This window comes from Nocardiopsis sp. N85 (genome assembly GCF_028882275.1).
Classification (GTDB): domain Bacteria; phylum Actinomycetota; class Actinomycetes; order Streptosporangiales; family Streptosporangiaceae; genus Nocardiopsis; species Nocardiopsis lambiniae.
This window is the reverse complement of sequence record NZ_JARBUT010000002.1, coordinates 353350-375765: the sequence shown is the minus strand read 5'-3', so window position 1 is coordinate 375765 and position 22416 is coordinate 353350. Positions and strand designations below refer to the sequence as shown.

Here is a 22416-nt window from a genome sequence, read left to right as displayed (position 1 = left end):
CACCCGTTCACGTGCATCATCATTGTCGGGATGGTGACGGTAGGACTGGCATTCATGAGCGCGTTGGTGGGCTGGAGCGCCACCGCCGCGCTCGCCGCGTACGCCCAACGTCGCCCCGGTGTGGTCATCATCGGATGGCTCGTCGCGGGCCTGACGATGACCGTGGGTCTGAGCGCGGCCGTGATCGGCGCGATGTTCGGCTTCGGTGGCCCGACGTTCCGCCTGCTCCACATCGGCATCAGCCTCCTGGGCCCGCTCTACATGGCCTGGGGCGCCCTGGAGTACGGCGTCCGCTCCGCGCAGGGGCGGTTCGCCTCGCGCCTGTTCCTCAGCGCCTTCACCATCGTCCCCCTCGTGATCCTGAGCGCCGACCGGCTCAGCGGCCGGTTCGGGAGAACCCTCCCCGCCCTGGGCGACCACTACGATCTCATTCCGCGCACGCTCGTCAACGTCACGCAGGTCGTCGTGGCGGTCTTCCTCGTCACGGCCCTCGTCGCGGTCGCCCGTCGCTCCTCCGCCGACCGCAACCTCCGCCTGGGGGTCCTCGGCCTGATCGCGCTCGCCGTGATCCTGTCCGTCGTGGTCGGCCGCTTCGGCCTGGGCGCCGGAGGCCCGCTGCTCATGCTCGGCGCCGTCGCCGCGCTCTGGGGCGCCGCGGCCCTGGACGCGCGCCCGCGCCGCCACGACGACTACGAGGACGACGACTACTACGACGATTACGACGACGACGCGGACCCCGAAGACGAACTCCTGGAGGAGCCCGTGCGCCGTAAGCGTCGCAACGCCGACCCGTACGACGACTACTACGACGGCCCGCCCGTGCGTCAGGCGCCGTCCGCCAAACTGCGCGGCGTCATCACGATCTACACCCTCGCCGACGGCCAGGGCACCGGTTTCGACCGCGTCGCCGAGGCGGTCGTCGCCCAGGTCGCCGACCGTGAGCCCGACACCCTCCTGTTCGCCTGCCACACGGTGCCCAGCGCGCCGCTCCAGCGCATCGTCTACGCGATCTACCGCGACGACCTGGCCAAGGAGGAGCACGAGCAGCAGCCGCACGTGATCGAGTTCGCCCGCCGCTCCGCCTCCCACGTCGTGGCCACCAACGTGATCGAACTCTCCCTCGCCGGGGCCGCCGCCAGCGACGGCCTGGCCGCGCTGCTCATGCCCCGCTAGGGCGTGTTCGGCGGGTGTCGGGGTGTCCCGCCGCAGGGTGGGTGTCCGCGGAACATGCCCTAGGGTGTGCCGGGGCGGCGTGCGCGTGCGCGGAGTTCCCTATCCGGTGGATCCGCGCCCCGCGAACCCCGTCGACTTCGTGAGGTCCGGCGAAACGGCCATGTGTCGGAGAACCGTCGGACGCGCCGGGGCGTCCAAGTCCGGTGAAGTACCCTTCCCTACAGGTTCCTCCTGACCGGTGTCCCCCGGGCGCCGGTGGCGTGTGACGATGACCGGCCGGACTCATCCGGCCGAGAGGCGCGCCGGAGCGAAAGAAAGTGTGCTGGGATTCCAGATGCGTAAGTTTCTCGTCGTCCTCCTCATCCTCCTCGCGGTCCTCGTCATAAGCGCCGACGTGGGAGGACGCGCACTCGCGCAGAACATGATCGCCGGCCAGGTGGCCCAGCAGTTCCAGATGGAACAGGACCCCGCGGTCTCCATCGAGGGCTGGGCCTTCCTGCCCCAGGCGCTCGGCGGCACCTACGAGGAGATCGTCATCACCGCTCCCTCGGCGACCTTCGGGGAGTACCCCGTGGAGCAGATCGAGGTCCGTGCCAAGGACGTCGACGCGCCCCTGGCGGAGCTGCTCGACCAGCCCGAGGTCACGGCCGGTCGGATCGACGGCTCGGCGGTCCTGCCCTACGCGATCCTCAACCCCTTCCTGCCCGAGGGCATCACGGTCTCCACCGAGGGCGGCAAGCCCTACGCCAGCGGTGAGCTGGCCATGGTGAACCTGGGCATCAGCGTTCCGGTCTCCGCGGCCCTGGACATCTCGGTCCAGGACGGGGTCGTCTCGGCCACGCCCACCGACATCCAGGTCGAGGGTGCCCCCATCGACCTCACCGGGGTCGTCTCGGACATGATCACGGTCTCCTTCCCGATGCCGCAGATGCCGTTCGGGATGACCGTCACCGACGCCGAGGCCGTCTCCGGCGGCCTGCGGGTCACCGGTGTCGCCGAGAACGTGCCCCTCATGGGGTCCGGGGCCGCCTGATGGACCCCGTCGGTCTGACCGCCCTCGCCGTCACGCTGCTCGCGGCCACCGCCGTGGGCCTGCTGTGGCGGCGGGGGCGGGGCCGTTTCCGCGAGCAGGGGCGGCCCGCCCCCGCGAACGAGTCCGCGTTCCACGGCACGGTGGCCGTGGGGGAGGAGCCGGGGCCCATGGGCGAACCGACCGATCGCACCGACACCGGCGATCAGGCCGACGACGCGACGGCGCTGACCGCCGAGGACATCGGTGCCGCCCTGGGGGAGCGGGCCACGCTCGTGCAGTTCTCCAGCGCCTTCTGCCAGCCGTGCAGGGCCACCCGTCGGATCCTGACGGAGGTCGTGGACATGGTCGAGGGCGTCGCGCACGCGGAGATCGACGCCGAGTCCCGCCTGGACCTGGTGCGTCGGCTGAACGTCATGCGCACCCCCACGGTCCTGGTCCTGGACGCGCGGGGGCGCGTGACGCGCCGGGCGAGCGGCCAACCGCGCAAGGCCGATGTGATCGCCGCCATCGGTCTCGCGGTCTCCTGACCCGGGGGATCGGAACCTCAGACCACCCTTTCCGACCGGATCACCAGGGAATACGGGGAACCCGCCTCCCCATCCGGGCCCCGAGCGGCGGGCCGCACACCCGTTCACCGGCCCGGATGGGCCCTTCTGTGATCCAGGCCACCCGTGACAACGGGTTGAGAGGCCTGTAGCGTCAAGGACGTGACTTCCTTGACGAGCGCGTATCTGACGAAGCGACGGGCGGTGGACTTCTGCCGCGTCGCCGCCGCGCTCTGTCTGTGTCCCTAGGGCGTGCGGGCCCCTGAGCCCCCGCCTCCTCGCGCGACCGACCCTTCTCCTCGTGTACGCCAGGGACAACTCGTCATGCAGGTCGACCCTCGCGGACAGCGCTTCGCCGCTGTCCTGACCACTCTCGTGCTGGCCGCCGCCCTCGCCTTCGCCCAACCCTGGATCCTGGGGTTCCAGGCCGTGGTGTTCGCGATCGGCGTCCTCGCGGGTGTGCGCCACTCGCCCTACGCCCTGTTGTTCTCCACCGTCGTACGGCCCCGGCTGGGCCCGCCCTCCGAAACGGAGGACGCCCGGCCGCCCCGGTTCGCGCAAGGGGTGGGACTCGCCTTCGCCGCCCTCGGACTCATCGGATACCTGGTGGGTCCCGAGTGGCTCGGTATCGGCGCGACCGCCCTCGCCCTCACCGCCGCCTTCCTCAACGCCGCCTTCGCCTTCTGCGCCGGATGCGAGATGTACCTTCTCGGCCGCCGTCTCCTGGCGACGGGGAAGCCGGCCTGATCCCCCTCCGTGCCCACCGGACCCCGTGTCCGGTGGGAACCGAACAGCCCACGCGACACCGCACGCAAAGAAACAACAGGAGGTTCCCCATGAGCCGCTCCGACGTCCTTGTGGACGCCGACTGGGTGGAGGCTCACCTGGACGACGCCACCGTGGTCCTGGTCGAGGTCGACGAGGACACGTCCGCCTACGACAAGGGACACATCCCCGGCGCCGTCAAGATCGACTGGAAGACGGACCTCCAGGACCCGGTCCGCCGTGACTTCGTGGACAGGACCGGCTTCGAGAGGCTGCTGTCCGCCAAGGGCATCTCCAACGACGACCAGGTCGTCCTCTACGGCGGCAACAACAACTGGTTCGCGGCCTACGCCTACTGGTACTTCAAGCTCTACGGCCACGACAACGTCCGTCTGCTCGACGGCGGCCGCAAGAAGTGGGAGCTGGACTCCCGCGAGCTGGTGGAGGAGGTCCCCGAGCGGACCGCCACCGAGTACCGGGCCCAGGACCAGGACCTGAGCATCCGCGCCTTCCGTGACGAGGTCGTCGAGGCCATCGGCACCAAGGACCTGGTCGACGTGCGCTCGCCCGACGAGTTCGTCGGCAAGCTGCTGGCCCCCGCGCACCTGCCGCAGGAGTCCTCGCAGCGTCCGGGCCACATCCCGACCGCGCGCAACATCCCGTGGGCGAAGACCGCCAACGAGGACGGCACCTTCAAGACCGCCGAGGAGCTCCGCGAGCTCTACACGGAGGCCGGGGTCGACCTGGAGAAGGAGATCATCGCCTACTGCCGCATCGGCGAGCGCTCCTCGCACACCTGGTTCGCCCTGCACGAGATCATCGGCCTGGAGAACGTCAAGAACTACGACGGTTCGTGGACCGAGTACGGCTCCCTGGTGGGCGTGCCGGTCGAGCTCGGAGAGGCGGAGACCAAGTGAGCGACAGCTGCGGAGCACCGGTCGGCGGGGTCGCCCTCGCCGACGTCGACGCCGGAGACCAGGCGGTCATCCAGGGCACGGTGACGCGTGACGGTCAGCCGCTGCGCGGCGCCTACGCGCGACTCCTCAACGCCTCCGACGACTTCGTCGGCGAGGTCGCCACCGGTGACGAGGGGACCTTCCGGTTCTTCGCCGCCGACGGCGACTGGAAGGTGCGCGTCCTGGCCTCCCAGGGCTTCACCGGCGAGTACCCGGTGCGGGCCGAGGTCGGCAAGGTCATCGACCTCCAGGTCCAGGCCTGATCCGATCCCGTCCGGCTCCGGCCGGGCCGGACCGAGACGACACGGGGCGTCGGAGGGAGCCGGTGGCTCCCCCGGCGCCCCTTCGTGTCCCCTTTGTGTCGTACGGCATGCTCCATTCCGTGATGAGCCCGAAACCACTTTCGCGGTGGCCCCGTCCCATCCCCCGTCCGAGAAACGGGGCACGGCGACGAGGCCGTGCGGAGAGGGGCGCGAACACGTGAGGTACACAGGGGTGCCGGCGCTGGCGGGCGTCGTGACATTGCTGGTCGCCGGATGTACGGCGATCACACCGGCGGGACCGGAGGACGCGGAGAACGTCGCGGTCACGACTCTGGACTGGATGCCCTGCTACGAGGGGGACGAGGCCGAGGAGGCAGCCGAGGAGTACGGCGACGGCGCGTGGGTGACCGCCCTGGAGTGCGCCACCCTCGCGGTCCCCCTCGACCACGACACCCCCGACGGGGACACCATCGACATCGCGCTGGCCCGGGTGCCCGCCACCGGCGGTCCCGACGAGCGGATCGGCTCGCTGGTCCTCAACCCGGGCGGCCCCGGTGAGTCGGGGCTGGAGATGCTCTCTCACCCCCAGCTGAGCGAGGAGATCGGAGAGGCCTTCGACATCGTCTCCTTCGACCCGCGCGGGGTCGGCGACAGCGGCGGCTTCGCCTGCGGGAACTGGGACGCGCTGGCCGCCGCCCAGTACGAGGTCGACGACCCCGCGGCCGTCACCGACGCCGACCTGGACCGCCTGGAGCGGGCGGCCCGCGACTACGCCGACGACTGCGCCGAGACGGTGGGGGAGGAGTTCCTCGCCGAGATCGGCACCGTCAACGTGGTCCGCGACCTCGACCTCGTCCGCGCCGCCCTGGGCGACGAGGCCCTGAGCTACGTGGGCTACTCCTACGGCACCTACATCGGCGCCCTGTACGCGGAGATGTTCCCCGCGAACACCCGCGCCCTCGTGCTGGACGGCGCGGTCGAGACCGAGCGGCCCAACGTGGAGGTCGCGCTGGACCAGGCACAGGCGTTCCAGACGTCCTGGGAGCTGTTCGTCACCGACTGCTCCGGCGAGGGGACCTGCCCCTTCACCGGGGCGGAGGCGGCCGAGGACGAGATGACCGACCTCCTCCTGCGACTCGACGCCGACCCGCCCGTCGTCCAGGACACCCCCATCGACGCCGGCACCATGCTGGGGATGGTGGGCCAGGCGCTCTACGACGAGACCGTCTGGACCGACATGGCCCACACCCTGACCGCCCTGGAGGAGGAGACCGCCGACGCCGACGAACTCCTCGCGGAGTTCTACGACCTCACCTACGGGTCCTCGTACGAGGACGACACCGCCGATGAGGGCGGAGAGGCCGCCCGGAACGAGGACGAGGAGGGGGACGGGTTCCACGAGGACGCCGACGCGGCGCTGACCGCCATCAACTGCGCCGACCGGGTCGACCCCACCGACCTCGACGTCTACCGGGACGCCGCGGAGAGGATCGCCGTCGACACGCCGTTCTTCGGCCCCGACCTGGTGTGGGGACAGCTGCCCTGCGCCTACTGGCCCGACACCGAGGTCGCCCCGACCGGGTTCACCGCGCCCGACGCGCCCCCGATCGTGGTGGTCGGCACCATCGGCGACCCCGCCACACCCTACGCCTGGGCCGAGGAACTGGCCGACCAGCTGGACACCGCGACCCTGGTCACCTACGAGGGCGCCGGTCACACCGCCTACGGCTACGGCATGCCCTGCGTGGACGACCCGATCGACGCCTACCTTCTGCGCGGAGAGGTCCCCGAACCCGGCCTCAGCTGCCCGGCCTACTGATCCCTCGGGGACACGGCCTCCGACGGACACGGACCGCCCGGTCGCCGGGAGACACGCCGCGACGGTGACAAGCCGGCCCGGTGGTGACAGCATCGTGCCCACACGGGCCGGCCCGGGTCGGCCGTGCCCCGAGTGAACCGAGTCCCCGGCCGCCCGCTCGGGCGGTCGATCAGGAGGTGTTCGGACGGTGCCCCCCACCCCGAGGCCGGACGGCGTGAGCGCGCGTACCTATGTCGGCTGGCGGTACACCGTGCTCATGCCCCCGCCCGGCCCGCCCCCGCGTCGGCCGACCCCGGCCGACGCGGAGGGCGTCGACGAGCAGTGGATCGCCGACCAGCGCGACAGCGAGGCCCGCACCAACCGGCCGCTGCACGTCGCGCTGGTCGGACTCGGCGCGTTCGCCCTGCTGTGCCCGCTGCTGTGGTCCCTGCGGGTCCTGCCCGGGAACCTCGCGGTGGGCGGTGTCCTGGCCTGCGTGACCATCGCCGCCCCGATCGTCTTCGCCCTGCTCCAGAGCCGACAGGTGATCGCCGGCCGGCTCATGCTGGCCCGTGAACGCCTGGAGGCCGAACGCGCCGCCCGCGAGAACGCGCTGCGCGAACGCCTCGACGAGCACGCCCGGGAGCACACCGCCTGGCAGGCCGCCTGCCGGGCCTTCGAGGCCCGACCCCTCTGGTACGGGGTGACCGCCCCCGCCGACACGGGCGCGATCATCGTCGTCGGCGGGGCCGACGCCGGATGGTCGGCGCTGCTCACCACCATCGGCGTGTCCCGGCTGCGCGAGGGCGGCGACCTCACCGTCGTCGACCTCACCGGTCGCTCGGTGACCCGCGACCTGGTCCGCCTGGCACGGCGCTGTGCGGTGGCCCCGCGCCGGTGGGTGCTGCCGGCCGACCTGCCGTGCATGACGCTCGGCACCGACCTGGACGCCGGTCAGCGCGCCCGCATCCTCTCCGCCGTCGCGGCGGCCTCCGGGACCGTCGACGACGTCGACGCCGACGAGACCCTCCTGCTGCGGCTCATGGAGGTGCTCGGCCCCCGGGCGGGCATCGCCGAGCTCATCGGTGGTCTGCGGGCCCTCATCACCCCCGAGGGGGACGCCGCAGAGGACGACCCGGCGCTCGCCCTGCTCACCCCCGACCAGCGCGCCCGGGTCCGCGAACGCTGCGCCGGCGGCCACTGGGACCGGGCCTGGGAACTGGAACGCCGCCTCTCCCCGTTCGAGGCGGTCGGCACGCGCGCCGAGGACGGTGCCTACGCCCAGGTCAAGATCATCTCCACGGACCGGGCCTCGGGCGAGGTCGCCGCGCGCGTGTACGGCACCTACGCGGTGGCCGCCCTGAGCGAACTCCTGGAAGTGGCCGGGGTCCCGGCCGACGAGGCCCGTCGCACCCGGGGGAGGCGCGGCCGCACGGTGGTGGTGTGCGGCGCCGAGACCCTGCCCGAGGGGGAGATCGACCAGGTCCTGGCCGCCGCGGGGAGCGGCGGGGTGGAGGTCGTCCTCATGTTCCGGACCGCCGTGCCGGCCGCCCTGACGCGGTTCACCGGCCCGGGACGGCTGCCCGTCGTCATGCGCCAGGAGGAGGGGACCGCCGCGGCGGTGGCCGACGCGATCGCCGTCCACCCGTCGGACGGGCGGTCGGGAGGCGCGGCGCGGTCGGCGCTGCACCGGCTCACCGAGACGGTCGCCGAGGAGGTGGGCGAAGGCGCCACCGCGCCGGAGGAGGACCCCGACGCGGAGGTGGCGGCCGACGACCGTTTCTTCGCCTCCCCGCACACCGACTCGGGCGCCGTCATCCGCAACGCGGCCGCCGCCGTCGCCCCCCTGGACCTGGTCCGCCATGTGAGATCGGCCACGGTGTGGGGCCGGGCGACGGCCGGACAGGAGTGGGCCGACGCACCCCTGTCCGCCGAGGACGATCCGACCCGGCACACCCGACCGTTCTCCCCCGACGCCGACGCGCTGTGCGCCCTGCCGGCCACGGCCGCCCTCGTTCTGGGCCCCGACGGACCTGTCCTGGCCGACACCAATCCGGGTATTCTCACCCTGTCCACGGCAACACTGGCCACAGTGGACGACTCCCGGATCAGTGGTGACGAAACAGGCGCGGTGGCCGGTGCGTCGACGGAGGGACGCGGCCACGACGGCGGGGTCCGCCCCCGCATCCTTCCTCCCGTCGCCGCTCCCGACACGCCCGTCGGGGCCGTACCGGACCCGGTGGGGACCGATGGGGCGGTGGGGCGTGTGCCGCCCAACCTCGGCCCTCCTCCGGAGCGGCTGGACTGGCGGAGCCGATAGCCGGTGGACAATAGGCTTGGCCCGACACATCGCCCGCCGCCGCAACGCATCGGCGCAGGTGATCAAGCGATCGTGGAGAGTACATGAGCGAGCTTCCCTTGCGCGCCCAACTGGCATCGGTACTGGGGAGGAGTGCGGCCGGCCTGTCCCGTGCCACCGGGCGCGGCGACGGTTCCGTGATCGGCGGAAAGATCGCGCTCAAGGTCGAACCCGACCTGCTCTCCAAGCTCGCCAGGGGGCGCAGGCTCGCCCTGGTCAGCGCGACCAACGGCAAGACCACCACCACCCGTCTCATCTCCCACGCCCTGCGGGAGTTCGGCGACGTCGCCACCAACGAGCAGGGCGCCAACATGCCCACCGGGCACATCACGGCGCTGTCGAACAACCGGTCCGCCGTCAACGGCGTCCTGGAGGTCGACGAGAAGTACCTGCCCCAGGTCCTCGTCGCCACCCAGCCCTCGTTCGTGGTCCTGATGAACCTGAGCCGCGACCAGATGGACCGCGCCTCGGAGATCAACCTGCTCGCCAAGCGCTGGCGCACCGCGCTGGGCAAGAGCGACACCCACGTCATCGCCAACGCCGACGACCCGCTCGTCGCCTGGGCGGGGCTGGGAGCCCCCAACGCCACCTGGGTCTCGGCCGGGCAGCGCTGGAAGGAGGACTCCTGGTGCTGCCCCGAGTGCGGTGGGCACCTGCACCGTGAGCAGGACCCGCACTGGGCCTGCCCCGAGTGCGGACTGGCCCGCCCCCAGACCACCTGGGGCGTGGACAACGACTCCGACGTGCTCGTCACCCCCGACGGCCGCCGCCTCAAGCTCCGGCTCAACCTGCCCGGTGACGCCAACCGCTCCAACGCCGCGATCGCCGCCGCCACCGCCACCGGCTACGGACTGGACCCCGAGCGCACCGTGGAGCGCCTGCGCGAGATCACCTCCGTCGCGGGCCGTTACACCTCCGTGGTCACCATGGGCGTCGAGGTCCGCCTGCTGCTGGCCAAGAACCCGGCCGGGTGGCTGGAGTCCTTCGCCGTCCTGGACCCGCCCCGCACCCCGGTGATCCTGTCGGTCAACGCGCAGATCCCCGACGGCAAGGACACCTCCTGGCTGTGGGACGTCGACTACACGGTGCTGCGCGACCGCCGCGTGTTCGTCATGGGCGAGCGCCGCACCGACCTGGCCCTGCGCCTGGAGACCGACGGTGTGCGCTTCGAGGTGGCCGACCGGGTGGACGAGGTCCTCGGCAGGCTCAAGGCCGAGCAGCCCGGACTGACCAAGGTCGACCTCATCGCCAACTACACGGCGTTCCAGCAGATCCGCACGGCCTACGGCCGCGTCCAGTAGGAGATACCCATGACGAACACCAGCGCCCTGCGGATCGTGTGGATCTACCCCGACCTGCTGAGCACCTACGGCGACCGCGGCAACGTCCTCATCCTCCAGCGCCGTGCCGAACTGCGCGGGATCCCCACCGAGGTCGTGCACGTCCACTCCAGCGACGCGGTCCCCGAGCAGGGCGATATCTACCTGCTCGGCGGCGGTGAGGACCGCCCCCAGATCCTGGCCGCCGAACGCCTGCGCGCCGACGGCGGTCTGGCCCGTGCCGCCGCCCGCGGCGCCTGCGTCTTCGCGGTGTGCGCCGGCTACCAGATCATCGGCGAGAGCTACGGCGACGACGAGGCCAACCCGCTGCCCGGGATCGGCATCCTCGACATCCGCAGCGGCCGGGGCCAGGCCCGCGCGGTCGGCGAGATCGTCGCCGACGTCGACCCGTCGCTGGGCGTGGGCCGCATCACCGGCTTCGAGAACCACCAGGGCCGCACCGAGATCGGCCCGTCGGCCCTCCCGCTGTCCACCACGGTGCGCGGCATCGGCAACGACGACCGGACCGAGGGCGCCTACCAGGGCCAGGTGCTGGGCACCTACCTGCACGGCCCGGCGCTGCCGCGCAACCCGCAGCTCGCCGACCTGTTGTTGCGCTGGCGGGTGGGGCAGCTGGCCCCGCTGCCGCAGGCCTGGGGCGACCGACTCCACGAGGAGCGCCTGTCGGCCGCACTGTCCGCCTGAGACGGGCGGACGCGAGGCGAACGCGCACGGCCCGGTGATCCTCGGGTCCCTGTGGTGGTCACGGCATCCCGACTTTCGTGAGGTCGTGACCACCACGTCGTTCTCTGAGGAGGGCGGGCCCTGCCTCGGGTGAGGCCCCCGGAGCCGATGACCGAAGTCGGCGACGTCACCGGGGCGGCGCGCGCTCCGAACGGGTCCGACACTGTCGAGCGGGCCCGGCCCGACGGCCCCGCCCGGCCGGGGCCCGTTCCCGGCCGGAGCCGGGAGACACCGCCCGACACGGCCGGCGGTGTCCCCTCGTCCGTTCAGCGGACTTCGCGGTCGTGGGCCGCGGTCAACTCGCGCACCGCGTCGGCGACCGCGCGGAAGTCCTTGCGCAGGATGTGGGAGTGGTTGCTCTCGACCTTCGCGCTCACCCGGATGCCCGGGTTGCGGGCGAGCACCGTGTCGAGTGCGGTGCGCAGCCGTTCCATCTCCTCCTCGCCCGCGCCGAGGTTGCCGCCCGTGGCCAGGACGTACCGGACCGGGCAGGACACCCGGTCCAGGACGGGCCCGATGGCGGCGTTGACCTCGTTGATCTCGATGTTGACGTCGGCGTGCCGGTCGGCGCTCATCCGCGCGGCCAAGCCGAACGGACGCGCCAGCGGAAGCAGCCACCGCATCCGACGGAACAGTCCGCGGATCCGCTCCCGCCCCTCCTCGCCGGTCAGACCGTAGGGGATGCCGCCGTCCACGCACACCACCCCCGACACACGGTCCGGATTCCGCTCGGCCCAGTGGACCGCGAGCGCTGCGCCGTAGGACCAGCCGACCAGGATCGGCCGGTCCACGCCCCTCGCGTCGAGGACGGCGTCCATGTCGCGCAGGCACGCCTCGAAGGAGTAGTCCGCCGACCGCTTCGATCGGCCACGGGCCCGTTCGTCGTAGGTGATGTGGCGCGTCCCGGTGCCGAGCGCGTCGATCACGGGTCGCCAGTGCCGCTTCCCGGCGTAGGCGCCGTTGAGGTAGAGGACCGGGCGGCCGGAGCCGCCGGTGTCGGTCACGGCCAGCGCGGTGTCCTCGATCGGCACCATGCCGGACCATGCGGAGGCCGGAGCGGTCGGGTTCGGGACTGTCATGGGGTTCTGCCTTTCTTCGTGGTTTCGGTCCGGCCCTGCGCGGGGTCGGACCGGGCTGGTGCAGGGAGGCTTCTTCGGAGGTGGTGAGGGGGCGCGGGTCAGAGACCGCGGGCGGTGATGTCGCCGTACCCGGTGGTCGCGTGGATGTTCAGGCCGGCGGCGGCGCCGTCGGTGTTCTTGAGCGCGTTGTGGACGCGGCCGTGGGAGGTGCCCGCGTCCAGGGAGGCGGAGACCCCTGCGGCGGCGCCGACCGAGATATCGCCGGACCCGGTGCTCAGCACGACGGTGCCGCGCACGGCCTCGGTGACGTGGATGTCGCCCTTGTGGGTGTCGATCCGGGCGGAGCCGCCAAGTCGACCGACGGAGACGTCGCCGGCCTGGAGGGTCAGGTGCGCCTCGGCGGTCTCGTCGAGCTTGACGGTGGCCCGCGCGCCCTCGAAGGCGACGTCACCGAGCCGTCCGACGCCCCTGAGTTCGGCGTCGGCCGCCTTGGCCTTGACCCGGGAGCCGGCGGGCAGTCGGACGACCACCTCGATGGATCCGGAGTCGCCCAGGAGCCGGTTCTTCGCCTCGGGGGCCTCGATCCGCAGGACACCGTCGTCGTAGGAGACCTCCATCTGCTCGGCGGCCTTGACGTCGCGGCCCTTGGAGGCGTTCGCGGGCAGGACCTCGACCACGGTGTCGGTCCGGTCGGCGGCGATGAACCGCATGTGCCCCGTGGGGACGTCGAGAACGACGGATACGGGGGCGGGGGTGGTGAACCTCTGCATGGTGCTCTCCTTCTTCCACAGCGTCCGCCTGATCGGCCCGCTGTTTCTTATATTGGAAAAGCTACGTTGCGTTCATAGATCTGGCAACGCGCCTGTCGCACCAAACGAGCATTGACGCAGTTGAAAGCAGTGAAACTGTTGCAATGGCAATGAAAGGTAATGCAACGGAAAGGCTCTGTTCGTTGCAATGGATTGAAGGTGAAGGCTATGGTGGAGGCGTCCTGCGGGAGTGGGCCGCCCTCCTCCCGGCAGGGGGCGAGGTCTCGCGGAGCCGCCCCGCGCGGGGCCCGTGGTCGCGTGCCGGACCCCACGGCGGGGACGATCCCGACGCCGTACTCCGATCGCCGGGGTCGGGCGCGGGCTCCCGGCCCGGGGCACCCCGGACGGATATGGTCGCGTCCATGAAGGCGATGGCGTTGCGGCAGTACGGGACAGAGGACGGACTGCGGGAGACGGAGCTTCCCGACCCCAAGGTGGCCCCCGGCGAGGTCCTGATCCGGGTGCGGGCCGCCGGTGTCAACCCGGTGGACTGGAAGCTGGCGGCGGGCGGACTCGACCCCGTCATGGAGGCCGGCTTCCCCATGGTCCCCGGATGGGACGTGGCCGGTGTGGTCGAGGCCGTCGGGTTCGACGTGCCGGAGTACCGGGTCGGGGACGAGGTCTACGGCTACGTCCGCAAGGACTGGGCGCGGAACGGCTCCTACGCCGAACTGGTGTCGGCGAGCGTACGGCTGATCGCCCCGAAACCGGCGTCGATGGACTGGTCGCAGGCGGCCGGGGCCCCGCTGGCCGGGCTCACCGCGCTCCAGGCGATGCGCCGGGCTCGGGTGGGCGACGGGGAGACGGTGCTCGTCCACGCGGCGGCCGGGGGAGTGGGCTCCATGGGCGTGCAGATCGCCCGTGCGCTGGGCGCCCGGGTCATCGGCACCGCGAGCGAGCGCAACCACGACTTCGTGCGCTCCCTCGGCGCGGAGCCGGTGACCTACGGTGACGGGCTGGTCGAGCGGGTCCGCGCTCTGGCCCCGTACGGGGTGGACGCGGTGCTGGACTTCGTCGGCTCGGGGGCGGCGGCGCAGAGCCTGCCCCTGGTGGGGTCCCCCGGCCGGGTGCTCTCCGTCGCGGACGCGGAGGTGGCCGCGCTCGGCGGCCACTACGTATGGGTGCGCCCCTCCACCGACGACCTGATCGAGCTGGCCGGGATGGCCGACGCCGGGGTGCTGACCGTCCACGTGGAACACGAACTGCCGTTGGCGGAGGCGGCCGAGGCCTGGCGGTTGAGCAAGAAGGGGCGGACCCGGGGAAAGATCGTGCTCACCGTATGAGTGGTTTCAGATGATTTGTACGGAATGAATGACATGTGTTCTGTGTCACAGGTACATGGATGCCAATGACCGATCCCGGGGGTCGGGTGGCGTACTGCGCGCCATCGCGATCCCCGTCGCGGTGTTCGTGGCCGGGACCGGATGCATCGCGACCACGGTCGCCCTCACCGCCGCCCCGATCCCGACGGTGCGGGTGACCGCGGGCGAGGAGACGCCGATCGTCTCCCCGGACGAGGACGACCCCGACCCGTCGCCCGAGGGCTCGGGGGCCGACCCCGGGCCCCGGGAACCGGAGGAGCCCGCGACCGGCCGGGAGGACGCCGGATCGCACACGCCGAGCGTGCCACCGGAGTCCTACACCGGTGCCTCCACGACCTTCGGGTCGCTCCGGATCCTGGTGGACATCTGTTACACCGACACCACCATCACCGACGGCATGGCGATGCAGTCCACGGCTCCGTCCGGAATGGAGTACCACATCTACCGGCTCCTGGTCACCAACCAGGGCGATTCCCCCACGGCGTTCGACACGTGGGGGACCTATGCCCTGACCACCGAGGGCAAGGAGTACCTCAACGACGACGAGGCCGAGTTCACGGTGGCCTCGGACTACTACTGGGACGAGATCAACCCCGACACCACCGTCACCAGTTATGTCGTCTTCACAGCACCGGAGAACACCGAGTTCTCCGAGGTGTGGATCGGTGGAACGGCACCGCTCACCCCGAACTGATCTCCCGGCCCGAGCCCTCCCCACGCCCCAGCAGCCACAGCACCCGGTCGTAGGCGCACGCCTGGTACACCACCAGCACCCCGGCGAACGCCAGGGCGGCACCGGTCGCGCCGGCCCAGGCCAGCGCCGCCGAGGAACCGAACAGGACCGCCCACTCCACGAGCAGCCGCACCGGCCCGGGGACCGGCACCGGCGCCCGCCCCGACCTGGACGGGTCGCCGGGGACCGCGAACGTCCCCCACACCGCCGCCACCAGCAACGGCACCGCGAACGTCGCCGACCAGCGCAGATCCGGTAGAAGGTGCCACGCCGCAGAGCCGAACCCGACCAACGCGGCCAGCTCCAGCAGCAGCCGCACCACCAGCATCCACGGTCTCAGGGACACCGCACGCCCTTTCCCGTCGAGGACCGGTGAGGGCGCCCAGGGGTTCTGGAGGCCGGCGGCGGGCCGAGGGTCCCCGTTCTCCGGGCGCGCCGGGCACGGAACGAAGCGGGGCGCGGGTCCGAAGGGAACACGGTTAGCGGGGGCGGCGGCGCAGGTCGATCTTGGCGTTGGCGCCCGTGTCCGGGTCCACCACGACCTCCTGGCCCGCGGCGATCCCCTCCACCACCAGTTCGGCGTCGGTCGGCGCGGACCGCTTGACCACGCCCAGGGCGATCGGCCCCAGCTCGTGGTGGCGGGCCGAGGTCCCCACCCGGCCGATCGTTCGGCCGTCGAGTTCGATGGGGGCGCCCACCTCGGGCAGCCGCTCGGCGGTCCCGTCCAGGTGCAGCATGATCAACCGGCGCGGCGGCCGACCCAGGTTGTGCACCCGGGCCACGGTCTCCTGGCCGGGGTAGCAGCCCTTGGTCAGGTGCACCGCCCGACCCACCCAGTCCACCTCGTGCGGAATGGTGCGGTCGTCGGTGTCCAACCCCGGGCGCACCCGATGGTGCTCGATCCGGTGCGCCTCGTACGACCACAGGCCCGCGGGGCGCGCGCCGGTGGCCGTCAACGCCTCGGCGACGGCGATCAGACGGTCGGCGGGGAGGAACAGGTCGATCTCGTCGTCGGCGGCGCGCGCCGGCACGTCCTCGACCCCGACGGCGGCCACGGCCTTCTCCCGCTCGGGCCCCGCCACCGTGAGCACCGCGCGCTCAGCGCTCCGGTCCGTCACCTCGACCCGCAGCATGAACCGCATGGAGTCCAGGAACGCCGCCAGTGCGGCGCCCTCGCCCGGTTCGGTGTGGATCCACGTGGTGACGCCGTCGTCCACCAGGGACAGGTGATGGCGCAGATGCCCCCGGGTGTCCAGCACGAGGGCCTCGGTGCCCGCGCCCGGCCGCAGATCCCGGGTGAGCTGGCTGGTGAGGTCGTTCAACCACGTCAACCGGTCGGGTCCGGTCACCGTGACCACGCCCCGGTTGCTCCGGTCCACCCACGCGCTCGACCGTTCGATGGCGCGGCCCTCGTGGGCCGGGTCGCCATAGTGCGCGGCGACCCCGGAGTCGGGGGACTCGGCGCTCACGGCGCCCGGTGTGCTCAACAGCGGCGAAGTCATACGACCGAGCCTAGCCCTCTTGTTGAGAGAACCGAGAACACGTATCTGACCTGCTGTTTCGCTCGCGAGAAAAACATTTGCCCCGAGGGTCCGGCAGGACGTACCTTCGGTGTCACGCAGGAAAGGAGGTGGTCCCGAAGATGATTTCTCTCAGGACTGGCGAGGTGGCCGTCCGCTAGGACGAGCTCGCGTTTCGCGCGACGTTCGTTCGCGGCGAATCCCTAACGGACACCTGGATCCCGGGCCGCCGGAAGTAGTCCGACCGGCCCCGCCCACACCGGCGGGAAGCGGCCCGGGGTCCGTTTCTCTTCTCCGGGCCCTACCGCTCCTCGGCGCCCTTGCCCACCTGCTTGAGCTGCGCCGACATGTAGGAGCGCAGCGAGTGCCCGCGCGCCGCCAGGTCCCAGGCGTACCCCAGGGTCTCCCGGTTGTCGCCGAACAGGCCGTAGAGCCGGTGCGAGGCCTTCACGTCGAGGCCGGTGGAGGTGTGCAGCACCGCGTCGGTGGCCATCTCGACCCGGTTCGCGAACACCGTGCCCGCGTACGACTCGATGAAGCCCTCGTTGTGGGTGATGAGCACTTCGAGGTGGACGATCGGGGCGCCCTCCTCGCGGTCGGCGGTGTCCTCCTCCGACAGCGCCCGCCAGTACCCCGACTCCTCGGTGACCAGGTCGCCCAGGGTCCCGTCCGGCCTCATCCGCCAGGCCGCGCCCCGGTAGTTCAGATAGGGGAGTCCGGGCCGGTGCTCGAACACGAGCTCCTGGCCGAACTGGAACTCCTCCTCGTCGGCGTATCCGGCGACGCCGACACCTTCCCAGCGGCCGATCAGGAAGGACAGTTTCGCCAGATCGGCGTGAACATCAGCGTGCATGACACCAGAGCGTAGCGGCGTCACGGGCATGGGACGTCCAACGCCATCCCGGGGTGGTGGACTGGACATGCCCAATTGGCCCCGCTTTCTCGGAGAACTGGTAAAGATGGTGATCGACGTGGTGTGCGGTCCCCGGGGTGTGTCGACCCGCCCGCGTCCCCATCTCCGAAGCGCGTCAAAGGGGCGGCCTGTGTTATTGGTGATCGGTTCTGTGCTGCTCGTGATCGCGTTGGCCCTGCTCCCGGTCGCGATCCTGGGCCTACGGCGATGGCGGCGTCAACAGGGACTGTCCCGGATCGAACCGGCGGCGCTGGCCGCCCGGACCGGTCAGCGCGTCACGCTCACCGGTGTCGCCGCCCCCGGACCCGCCGGTGCGGTCACCTCCGGCCTGGCCGGGGTGGAGTGCGTCTGGCACGGTCACGAAGTGCTGCGCCACTACATCCCCCTCCAGCGGGACGGCGCGGTGCAGGAGCGCACCTGCGACTCCATCGCCGACTACGGTTCCGAGGATCTGTTCGGCCTGGTCGCCGAGGGCCGGCGGCTCGACGGCGACCGGATCTTCGTCGACCCCCGCGACGCCCCTCGCGTGCGCGACGCGGAACTGTGCCTCAAGCGCGTGGTGGGCCGCCCCCAGCCCGGTGTCGCCTCGCCCGCCGACGACCTGCTCCCCCGGGTACGGGGCCGCATCTCCGGTGTCTTCCGGGGCGAGACCATCGAGTTCGAGTACCGCGAGTGGGTCGTGCGCCCCGGCTCCCGGGTGCGCGTCACCGGGGAACTGAGCGAGCGGGACGGCCGGATCGTCCTCACCGCCCCCCGGGACGGCGCGCTGACCGTCGAGCACGGCGTCGCCGACCGCACCGATCACACCTCCCCCCGGCGCCGCGAGGCACTGCTGCTCAACGTCGCCTGCGTGGTGTGCGCCCTCTCCGGAATCCTCCTGGTCCTGTTGGGGCTGTGACCCTCCGCCGGTAGGCTGACCGCCATGTCCGCTTCCCTGGTGATCAAGGTCACGGCCGGTGCCGATGACCCCGAACGCTGCAACCAGGCCTTCACCGTCGCCGCCACCGCCGTGGCCTCGGGGGTGCCCGTCTCCCTCTGGCTGACCGGTGAGGCCGCCTGGTTCGCCGTCCCCGGACGCGCGGAGGAGTTCTCCCTCCCGCACGCCGCCCCCCTGGCCGACCTGCTGGCCGCCGTCCTGGCCGCCGGCACGGTGACCGTGTGCACCCAGTGCGCGGCCCGACGCGACCTCACCGAGGCCGACCTCGTCGAGGGGGCGCGCATCGCGGGCGCCGCCGCCTTCGTCGAGGAGGTCGTCGCCGAGGGCGCCAAGCCCTTGGTCTACTGAGACACCGGCCCCCGGCACGACCGTGCCCGTACCGCCGCCGGCGGTACGGGCACGGGAACGCTCGGGGGTTACTTCTTGCCCTGGTTGGCGACCGCCTCGATGGCGGCCTTGGCGGCCTCGGGGTCGAGGTAGGTGCCGCCCGCCGTCTTCGGCTCGAACGCGTCGTCCAGCTCGTAGACCAGCGGGATGCCGGTCGGGATGTTCAGTCCGGCGATCGCGTCGTCACCGATCCCGTCCAGGTGCTTGACCAGCGCGCGCAGCGAGTTGCCGTGCGCGGTGACCAGGACCGTCCTGCCGGCGGCCAGATCCGGGACGATCTCGTCGTACCAGTACGGCAGCGCCCGGTCGAGCACGTCCTTGAGGCACTCGGTGCGCGGCAGCAGCTCCGGCGGCAGGTCCGCGTAGCGGGCGTCCCCGGCCTGGGAGTAGGGGTCGTCGTCGGCGATCGGAGGCGGCGGGGTGTCGTAGGAACGACGCCAGGTCATGAACTGCTCTTCGCCGTACTCGTCGCGCGTCTGCGCCTTGTCCTTGCCCTGGAGGGCGCCGTAGTGGCGCTCGTTCAGCCGCCAGGTGCGCCGGACCGGCAGCCAGTGCAGGTCGGCGGTCTCCAACGCGAGGTTCGCGGTGCGGATCGCGCGCTTGAGCAGCGAGGTGTGCAGGATGTCCGGCCTGACACCGGCCTCCTTGAGCAGCTCGCCGCCCCGGCGGGCCTCGTCCTCGCCCGTGGCCGACAGGTCCACGTCCACCCACCCGGTGAACAGGCCCTTCGCGTTCCAGACACTCTCACCGTGTCGAAGCAGTACCAGAGTTCCCATGGGGAAGAGCCTAGTGCCTGGCGGTGAACGGGGACCGGCCCGGGGGCGACTCCTCGGAGCCGTGCTCTCTCGGGCTCCCCGCTTCGCTCCGGCCCGGCCCCTCACCCCTGACGGGCCACCCGCGTCCGACGGCCCTCGCGTCTCCTCCGCCGCGTCGGGCACCCCGGACGCGCCCCCGCCGCCCTCCGGTGGTGTCAGCCCAGGTGATCCTCCGGCGCCAGGTGCGCGAACGCGCGGAGGTTGCGCATGTCGTGACCGCGCTCGGCCCGCCACCGCCACTCCTTGCGGATCGCCGACGCGAACCCGCGCTCCAGGGCGCCGTTGAAGTTCTCGTCCGAGTAGGTGAGCACGCAGCCGAGGAGCCGGTCGACCTCGTCCGGGGTGACCCCCTCCAAAGGCAGCCGTCCCCGGATGTACACGTCACCGACCTCGTCGGCGGCGAACGCCATCCCGTACATGTCGGAGTTCCGGCGCATCAACCACAGGTAGAACTCCGCGTGGTTCTCATCGGGCTGCCGACAGAAGAACGAGGTGAGGGTCAGACTGTGCGGTCCCACTTCCAGCCACACCAGGGTCTTGATCTTGGCCTTGCCCGGCAGGGTCACCAGGAACGACTCCTCGCGGGGTCGCTCCGTCTCCAGGTCGGCCTCGGCCACCGCGAAGGCGATCGTCTCGATCGCCGCCGCGCGCGCGGTTCGTTCTCCCACGTCGTCCCGTCCCTCCCGTTCCCCCGCCGCGCGTCAGCGCGCGGCGGCCAGCGGCAACCCCGTCGGCATCCCGTACGGGGTGATGCTCTCGCGGTACACGTCGAGCAGTTCGTCCACGGTCCGGTCCCAGCCCAGGGTGGCGGCGTGGATCGGGGCCGCCTTCGCCAGCCTCGCACGCCAGGCCGGCTCGGCGATCAACCGGTGCAGCACCGACGCGTAGTCGGCCGGGTCGTGCCCCTCCACCAGGATCCCCGACCGGTCGCCCGCGACGGCCGTGGTCAACCCGCCGACCTTGGCGGCCACCACCGGGGTGCCGCAGGCCTGCGACTCCACCGCGACCAGCCCGAACGACTCGGAGTGGGACGGCACGACCGTCGCCGTCGCCGCCCGGTAGTAGTCGGCCAACCGTTCGCGCGACTGCGGCGGTTCCATCCGGACCACGTCGGCGACCCCCAGCGAACGCGCCAGGTCGGCCAGGAGGCGGGGTTCGCGCATGCCGGCGCCGGACAGGCCGCCGACCACGCCCACCACCAGCCGCGAGCGCAGCGACGGGTCGCGTTCGAGCAGCCGGGCGGCGGCGTGGATGAGCACGTCGGGAGCCTTGAGCCGCTGCACTCGGCCCACGAACAGCAGCAGTTCCGTGTCCGGGGCCAGGCCGATCCGCTCCAGGGCGGCGCGTCGGGAGCCCGGCGTGAACACGTTCAGGTCGACCCCGGGCGGGATCACGCTGATCTGCGGGTCCCGGGCCCCGTAGTGCTCCTTGAGCTGGTGGGCCTCGTCGTCGGTGTTGGCGATGAGCCGGTCCGCCTGGTGTACGAGCTGGTCCTCGCCGCGTACGCGGGCGTCGGGTTCGGGCAGGTCGCCCTCGGCCAGGGCGGCGTTCTTCACGCGCGCCATGGTGTGCATCGACTGCACCATGGGCACGCCCCAGCGGCGGGCGGCCGACACCCCGGCCTTGCCGGACAGCCAGTAATGGCCGTGCACGAGGTCGTAGCGGCCGGGTTCGCCGCGCGCCTCGGTGCGCAGCATCCCGAAGATGAACGGGCACAGGTACTCGGCCAGGGTGTTCTTGTCCAGGTGGCCGTAGGGTCCGGCGGCCAGGTGGCGGACGGAGACCCCGGGGGCGAGTTCGACGACCGGGGGCAGGTCGGGGGAGGTCGCCCGGGTGAACACGTCCACGGCGACACCGCGTTCGGCCATGCGCCGGGCCACCTCGACCACGTAGACGTTGAGTCCGCCGGCGTCACCGGTGCCCGGCTGGTCCAGCGGCGAGGTGTGGAGGCTGACCGTCGCCACACGGGACGGGAACGCCGCCGGCCCTCCCACGGGAACGATTCCAGACACCGCCGGGCCCTCCAGGTCGTGTGCACACGTCTGTCGTCAACAGCGACGAAGGTACACAGTGTTCCCGAGCGGATGCTCCCAGGGGTGTGGGTGTTGACGGGCTCGGATCTAGGGTGTAGTGGCCCAGCCGGACACCAGGAAGTCCACGGCCTCGGGCAATGAGGGCCCCCACGGATCGGTGGCGTGATCCTCGTCCGAGGAGCGGGTGGTGACCGTCATACCGAGGTCCGAGAGGACGCCCGCCATGCCGTCGACGTCGCCGCCGACCAGCAGGATCCTCGTCGCCTCGGCCGTGGTGACCTCCGTCCCCTCGGGGTTCCAGAGCACGGTCTGCGCGACCGACGGCGAGGCCACCGCCGCCGGTGCCGCGTCGCCGGTGCCGCCGACGGCGCGCAGGGTGCGGGGGCGCTCCCGGCCGCCCTCGACCGCGCGCACGACGGCCCGGGTGAGCACGCCGGGCTCCCCGGAGACCCGTTCGGGGACGGCGACGACGAACTCCACCCCGGTACGGCACATCTCCCGGTCCAGCGCGCTCCGCGCCTCCTCGTCCACGGCGGTGCGGTGATCCCCGTCGTGCAGCAGGTACAGGACGGGCAGGTCGGCGCTGTCGGGGCCGGGCGGTCTGCGCACCCACAGTTCCCGTTCGCCGCCGGGCGCGGTCTCGTCGGGTACGGTCACGACCTCGGTCGGTCCCGACTGGACGCAGGTGGAGACCTGCCCGGGGCGGGGGAGCGGAGCCGGAAGGCTTCCACCCGGGGGCAGCCGGACCGCGGCGGTGGTCAGGGCGGGATCGGGGCCGAGGTGGGCGCCGAGCCGCTCGGCGAGCCCCTCGGGGGGCAGCGTGCCGAGCGCGGCGGCGGCCATGACGACCATGCCGGAGGAGACGAGCACGAAGGCACGCCGGGAGAACGTGGTGAACACCGGTGACCTCGGG

General features: G+C 72.0%; 24 protein-coding genes. 15 read left to right on the top strand and 9 right to left on the bottom strand.

What is annotated here, in order from left to right:
- Positions 1-54: 54 nt before the first annotated feature.
- The 11 genes from PWG71_RS05715 (at position 55) to PWG71_RS05670 (ending at position 10916) form a co-directional block, all read left to right on the top strand.
- On the top strand, positions 55-1173 hold the full coding sequence (locus tag PWG71_RS05715; RefSeq protein ID WP_274808451.1) for a putative quinol monooxygenase: 1119 nt from the start codon (positions 55-57) through the stop codon (positions 1171-1173).
- Between the two features lie 334 nt (positions 1174-1507).
- Complete coding sequence (locus PWG71_RS05710; RefSeq protein WP_274808450.1) at positions 1508-2206, top strand: LmeA family phospholipid-binding protein; 699 nt, start codon at positions 1508-1510, stop codon at positions 2204-2206.
- Positions 2207-2373: 167 nt separating this feature from the next.
- Entirely contained in the window at positions 2374-2733 is a 360-nt protein-coding gene (locus tag PWG71_RS05705) for a thioredoxin family protein (RefSeq protein WP_274808490.1), read from the top strand.
- 180 nt (positions 2734-2913) lie between these two features.
- Positions 2914-3000 (top strand): putative leader peptide, encoded by an 87-nt coding sequence (locus PWG71_RS28750; protein ID WP_352983320.1) that lies wholly within the window; start codon positions 2914-2916, stop codon positions 2998-3000.
- 75 nt (positions 3001-3075) lie between these two features.
- Positions 3076-3498 (top strand): DUF4395 domain-containing protein, encoded by a 423-nt coding sequence (locus tag PWG71_RS05700; protein WP_274808449.1) that lies wholly within the window; start codon positions 3076-3078, stop codon positions 3496-3498.
- An 89-nt stretch (positions 3499-3587) separates the two neighbouring features.
- The gene (locus tag PWG71_RS05695) at positions 3588-4433 is read left to right on the top strand and encodes a sulfurtransferase (protein ID WP_274808448.1); all 846 of its coding nucleotides are present in this window, start codon (positions 3588-3590) and stop codon (positions 4431-4433) included.
- Positions 4430-4735: a DUF1416 domain-containing protein gene (locus PWG71_RS05690; RefSeq protein ID WP_274808447.1), complete on the top strand. Its 306-nt coding sequence runs from the start codon at positions 4430-4432 to the stop codon at positions 4733-4735. Before PWG71_RS05695 ends, PWG71_RS05690 begins: the two co-directional genes overlap by 4 nt.
- 217 nt (positions 4736-4952) lie before the next feature.
- Positions 4953-6554 carry an alpha/beta hydrolase gene (locus PWG71_RS05685; protein WP_274808446.1) on the top strand — a complete coding sequence of 534 codons (1602 nt, stop codon included), beginning with the start codon at positions 4953-4955 and terminating at the stop codon, positions 6552-6554.
- A 256-nt stretch (positions 6555-6810) separates the two neighbouring features.
- Positions 6811-8853, top strand: coding sequence for a hypothetical protein (locus PWG71_RS05680; RefSeq protein ID WP_274808489.1), 2043 nt, complete (start codon positions 6811-6813; stop codon positions 8851-8853).
- A gap of 83 nt (positions 8854-8936) precedes the next feature.
- Positions 8937-10193 (top strand): Mur ligase family protein, encoded by a 1257-nt coding sequence (locus PWG71_RS05675; RefSeq protein ID WP_274808445.1) that lies wholly within the window; start codon positions 8937-8939, stop codon positions 10191-10193.
- Between the two features lie 9 nt (positions 10194-10202).
- A complete protein-coding gene (locus tag PWG71_RS05670; protein ID WP_274808444.1) occupies positions 10203-10916 on the top strand; it encodes a type 1 glutamine amidotransferase in 714 nt (237 codons plus the stop codon).
- A 305-nt stretch (positions 10917-11221) separates the two neighbouring features.
- Here PWG71_RS05670 and PWG71_RS05665 read toward each other — a convergent pair whose 3' ends face one another.
- Entirely contained in the window at positions 11222-12034 is an 813-nt protein-coding gene (locus PWG71_RS05665; protein ID WP_274808443.1) for an alpha/beta fold hydrolase, read from the bottom strand.
- A gap of 98 nt (positions 12035-12132) precedes the next feature.
- The gene (locus tag PWG71_RS05660; protein ID WP_274808442.1) at positions 12133-12804 is read right to left on the bottom strand and encodes a DUF4097 family beta strand repeat-containing protein; all 672 of its coding nucleotides are present in this window, start codon (positions 12802-12804) and stop codon (positions 12133-12135) included.
- A gap of 401 nt (positions 12805-13205) precedes the next feature.
- On the opposite strand from PWG71_RS05660, the gene PWG71_RS05655 reads away from it, so the two are divergent.
- Together PWG71_RS05655 and PWG71_RS05650 are read left to right on the top strand one after the other, a co-directional pair.
- The gene (locus PWG71_RS05655; protein ID WP_274808441.1) at positions 13206-14126 is read left to right on the top strand and encodes an NADP-dependent oxidoreductase; all 921 of its coding nucleotides are present in this window, start codon (positions 13206-13208) and stop codon (positions 14124-14126) included.
- Positions 14127-14181: 55 nt separating this feature from the next.
- Complete coding sequence (locus PWG71_RS05650) at positions 14182-14859, top strand: DUF4352 domain-containing protein (RefSeq protein WP_274808440.1); 678 nt, start codon at positions 14182-14184, stop codon at positions 14857-14859.
- Here the strand turns inward: PWG71_RS05650 and PWG71_RS05645 are convergent.
- From PWG71_RS05645 to PWG71_RS05635, 3 genes are all read right to left on the bottom strand, one after another.
- Positions 14846-15244, bottom strand: coding sequence for a YrdB family protein (locus tag PWG71_RS05645; protein WP_274808439.1), 399 nt, complete (start codon positions 15242-15244; stop codon positions 14846-14848). The two genes, PWG71_RS05650 and PWG71_RS05645, sit on opposite strands and share 14 nt — an antisense overlap.
- 133 nt (positions 15245-15377) lie before the next feature.
- Positions 15378-16400, bottom strand: a complete 1023-nt coding sequence (gene ygfZ, locus PWG71_RS05640) for a CAF17-like 4Fe-4S cluster assembly/insertion protein YgfZ (protein ID WP_274808438.1) — start codon at positions 16398-16400, stop codon at positions 15378-15380.
- 319 nt (positions 16401-16719) lie between these two features.
- Positions 16720-17271 carry an FABP family protein gene (locus tag PWG71_RS05635; RefSeq protein ID WP_274808437.1) on the bottom strand — a complete coding sequence of 184 codons (552 nt, stop codon included), beginning with the start codon at positions 17269-17271 and terminating at the stop codon, positions 16720-16722.
- 190 nt (positions 17272-17461) lie between these two features.
- On the opposite strand from PWG71_RS05635, the gene PWG71_RS05630 reads away from it, so the two are divergent.
- Complete coding sequence (locus PWG71_RS05630) at positions 17462-18229, top strand: GIDE domain-containing protein (RefSeq protein WP_274808436.1); 768 nt, start codon at positions 17462-17464, stop codon at positions 18227-18229.
- 24 nt (positions 18230-18253) lie between these two features.
- Complete coding sequence (locus PWG71_RS05625) at positions 18254-18616, top strand: DsrE family protein (RefSeq protein WP_274808435.1); 363 nt, start codon at positions 18254-18256, stop codon at positions 18614-18616.
- A 68-nt stretch (positions 18617-18684) separates the two neighbouring features.
- On the opposite strand, the gene PWG71_RS05620 is transcribed toward PWG71_RS05625, so the two are convergent.
- From PWG71_RS05620 to PWG71_RS05605, 4 genes are all read right to left on the bottom strand, one after another.
- On the bottom strand, positions 18685-19431 hold the full coding sequence (locus PWG71_RS05620) for a phosphoglyceromutase (protein ID WP_274808434.1): 747 nt from the start codon (positions 19429-19431) through the stop codon (positions 18685-18687).
- Positions 19432-19625: 194 nt separating this feature from the next.
- Positions 19626-20138 carry a YbjN domain-containing protein gene (locus PWG71_RS05615; protein ID WP_274808433.1) on the bottom strand — a complete coding sequence of 171 codons (513 nt, stop codon included), beginning with the start codon at positions 20136-20138 and terminating at the stop codon, positions 19626-19628.
- A 33-nt stretch (positions 20139-20171) separates the two neighbouring features.
- Positions 20172-21482: a D-inositol-3-phosphate glycosyltransferase gene (gene mshA, locus PWG71_RS05610; protein WP_274808432.1), complete on the bottom strand. Its 1311-nt coding sequence runs from the start codon at positions 21480-21482 to the stop codon at positions 20172-20174.
- Positions 21483-21590: 108 nt separating this feature from the next.
- Entirely contained in the window at positions 21591-22403 is an 813-nt protein-coding gene (locus tag PWG71_RS05605; RefSeq protein WP_274808431.1) for an esterase, read from the bottom strand.
- Between the last annotated feature and the right edge of the window lie 13 nt (positions 22404-22416).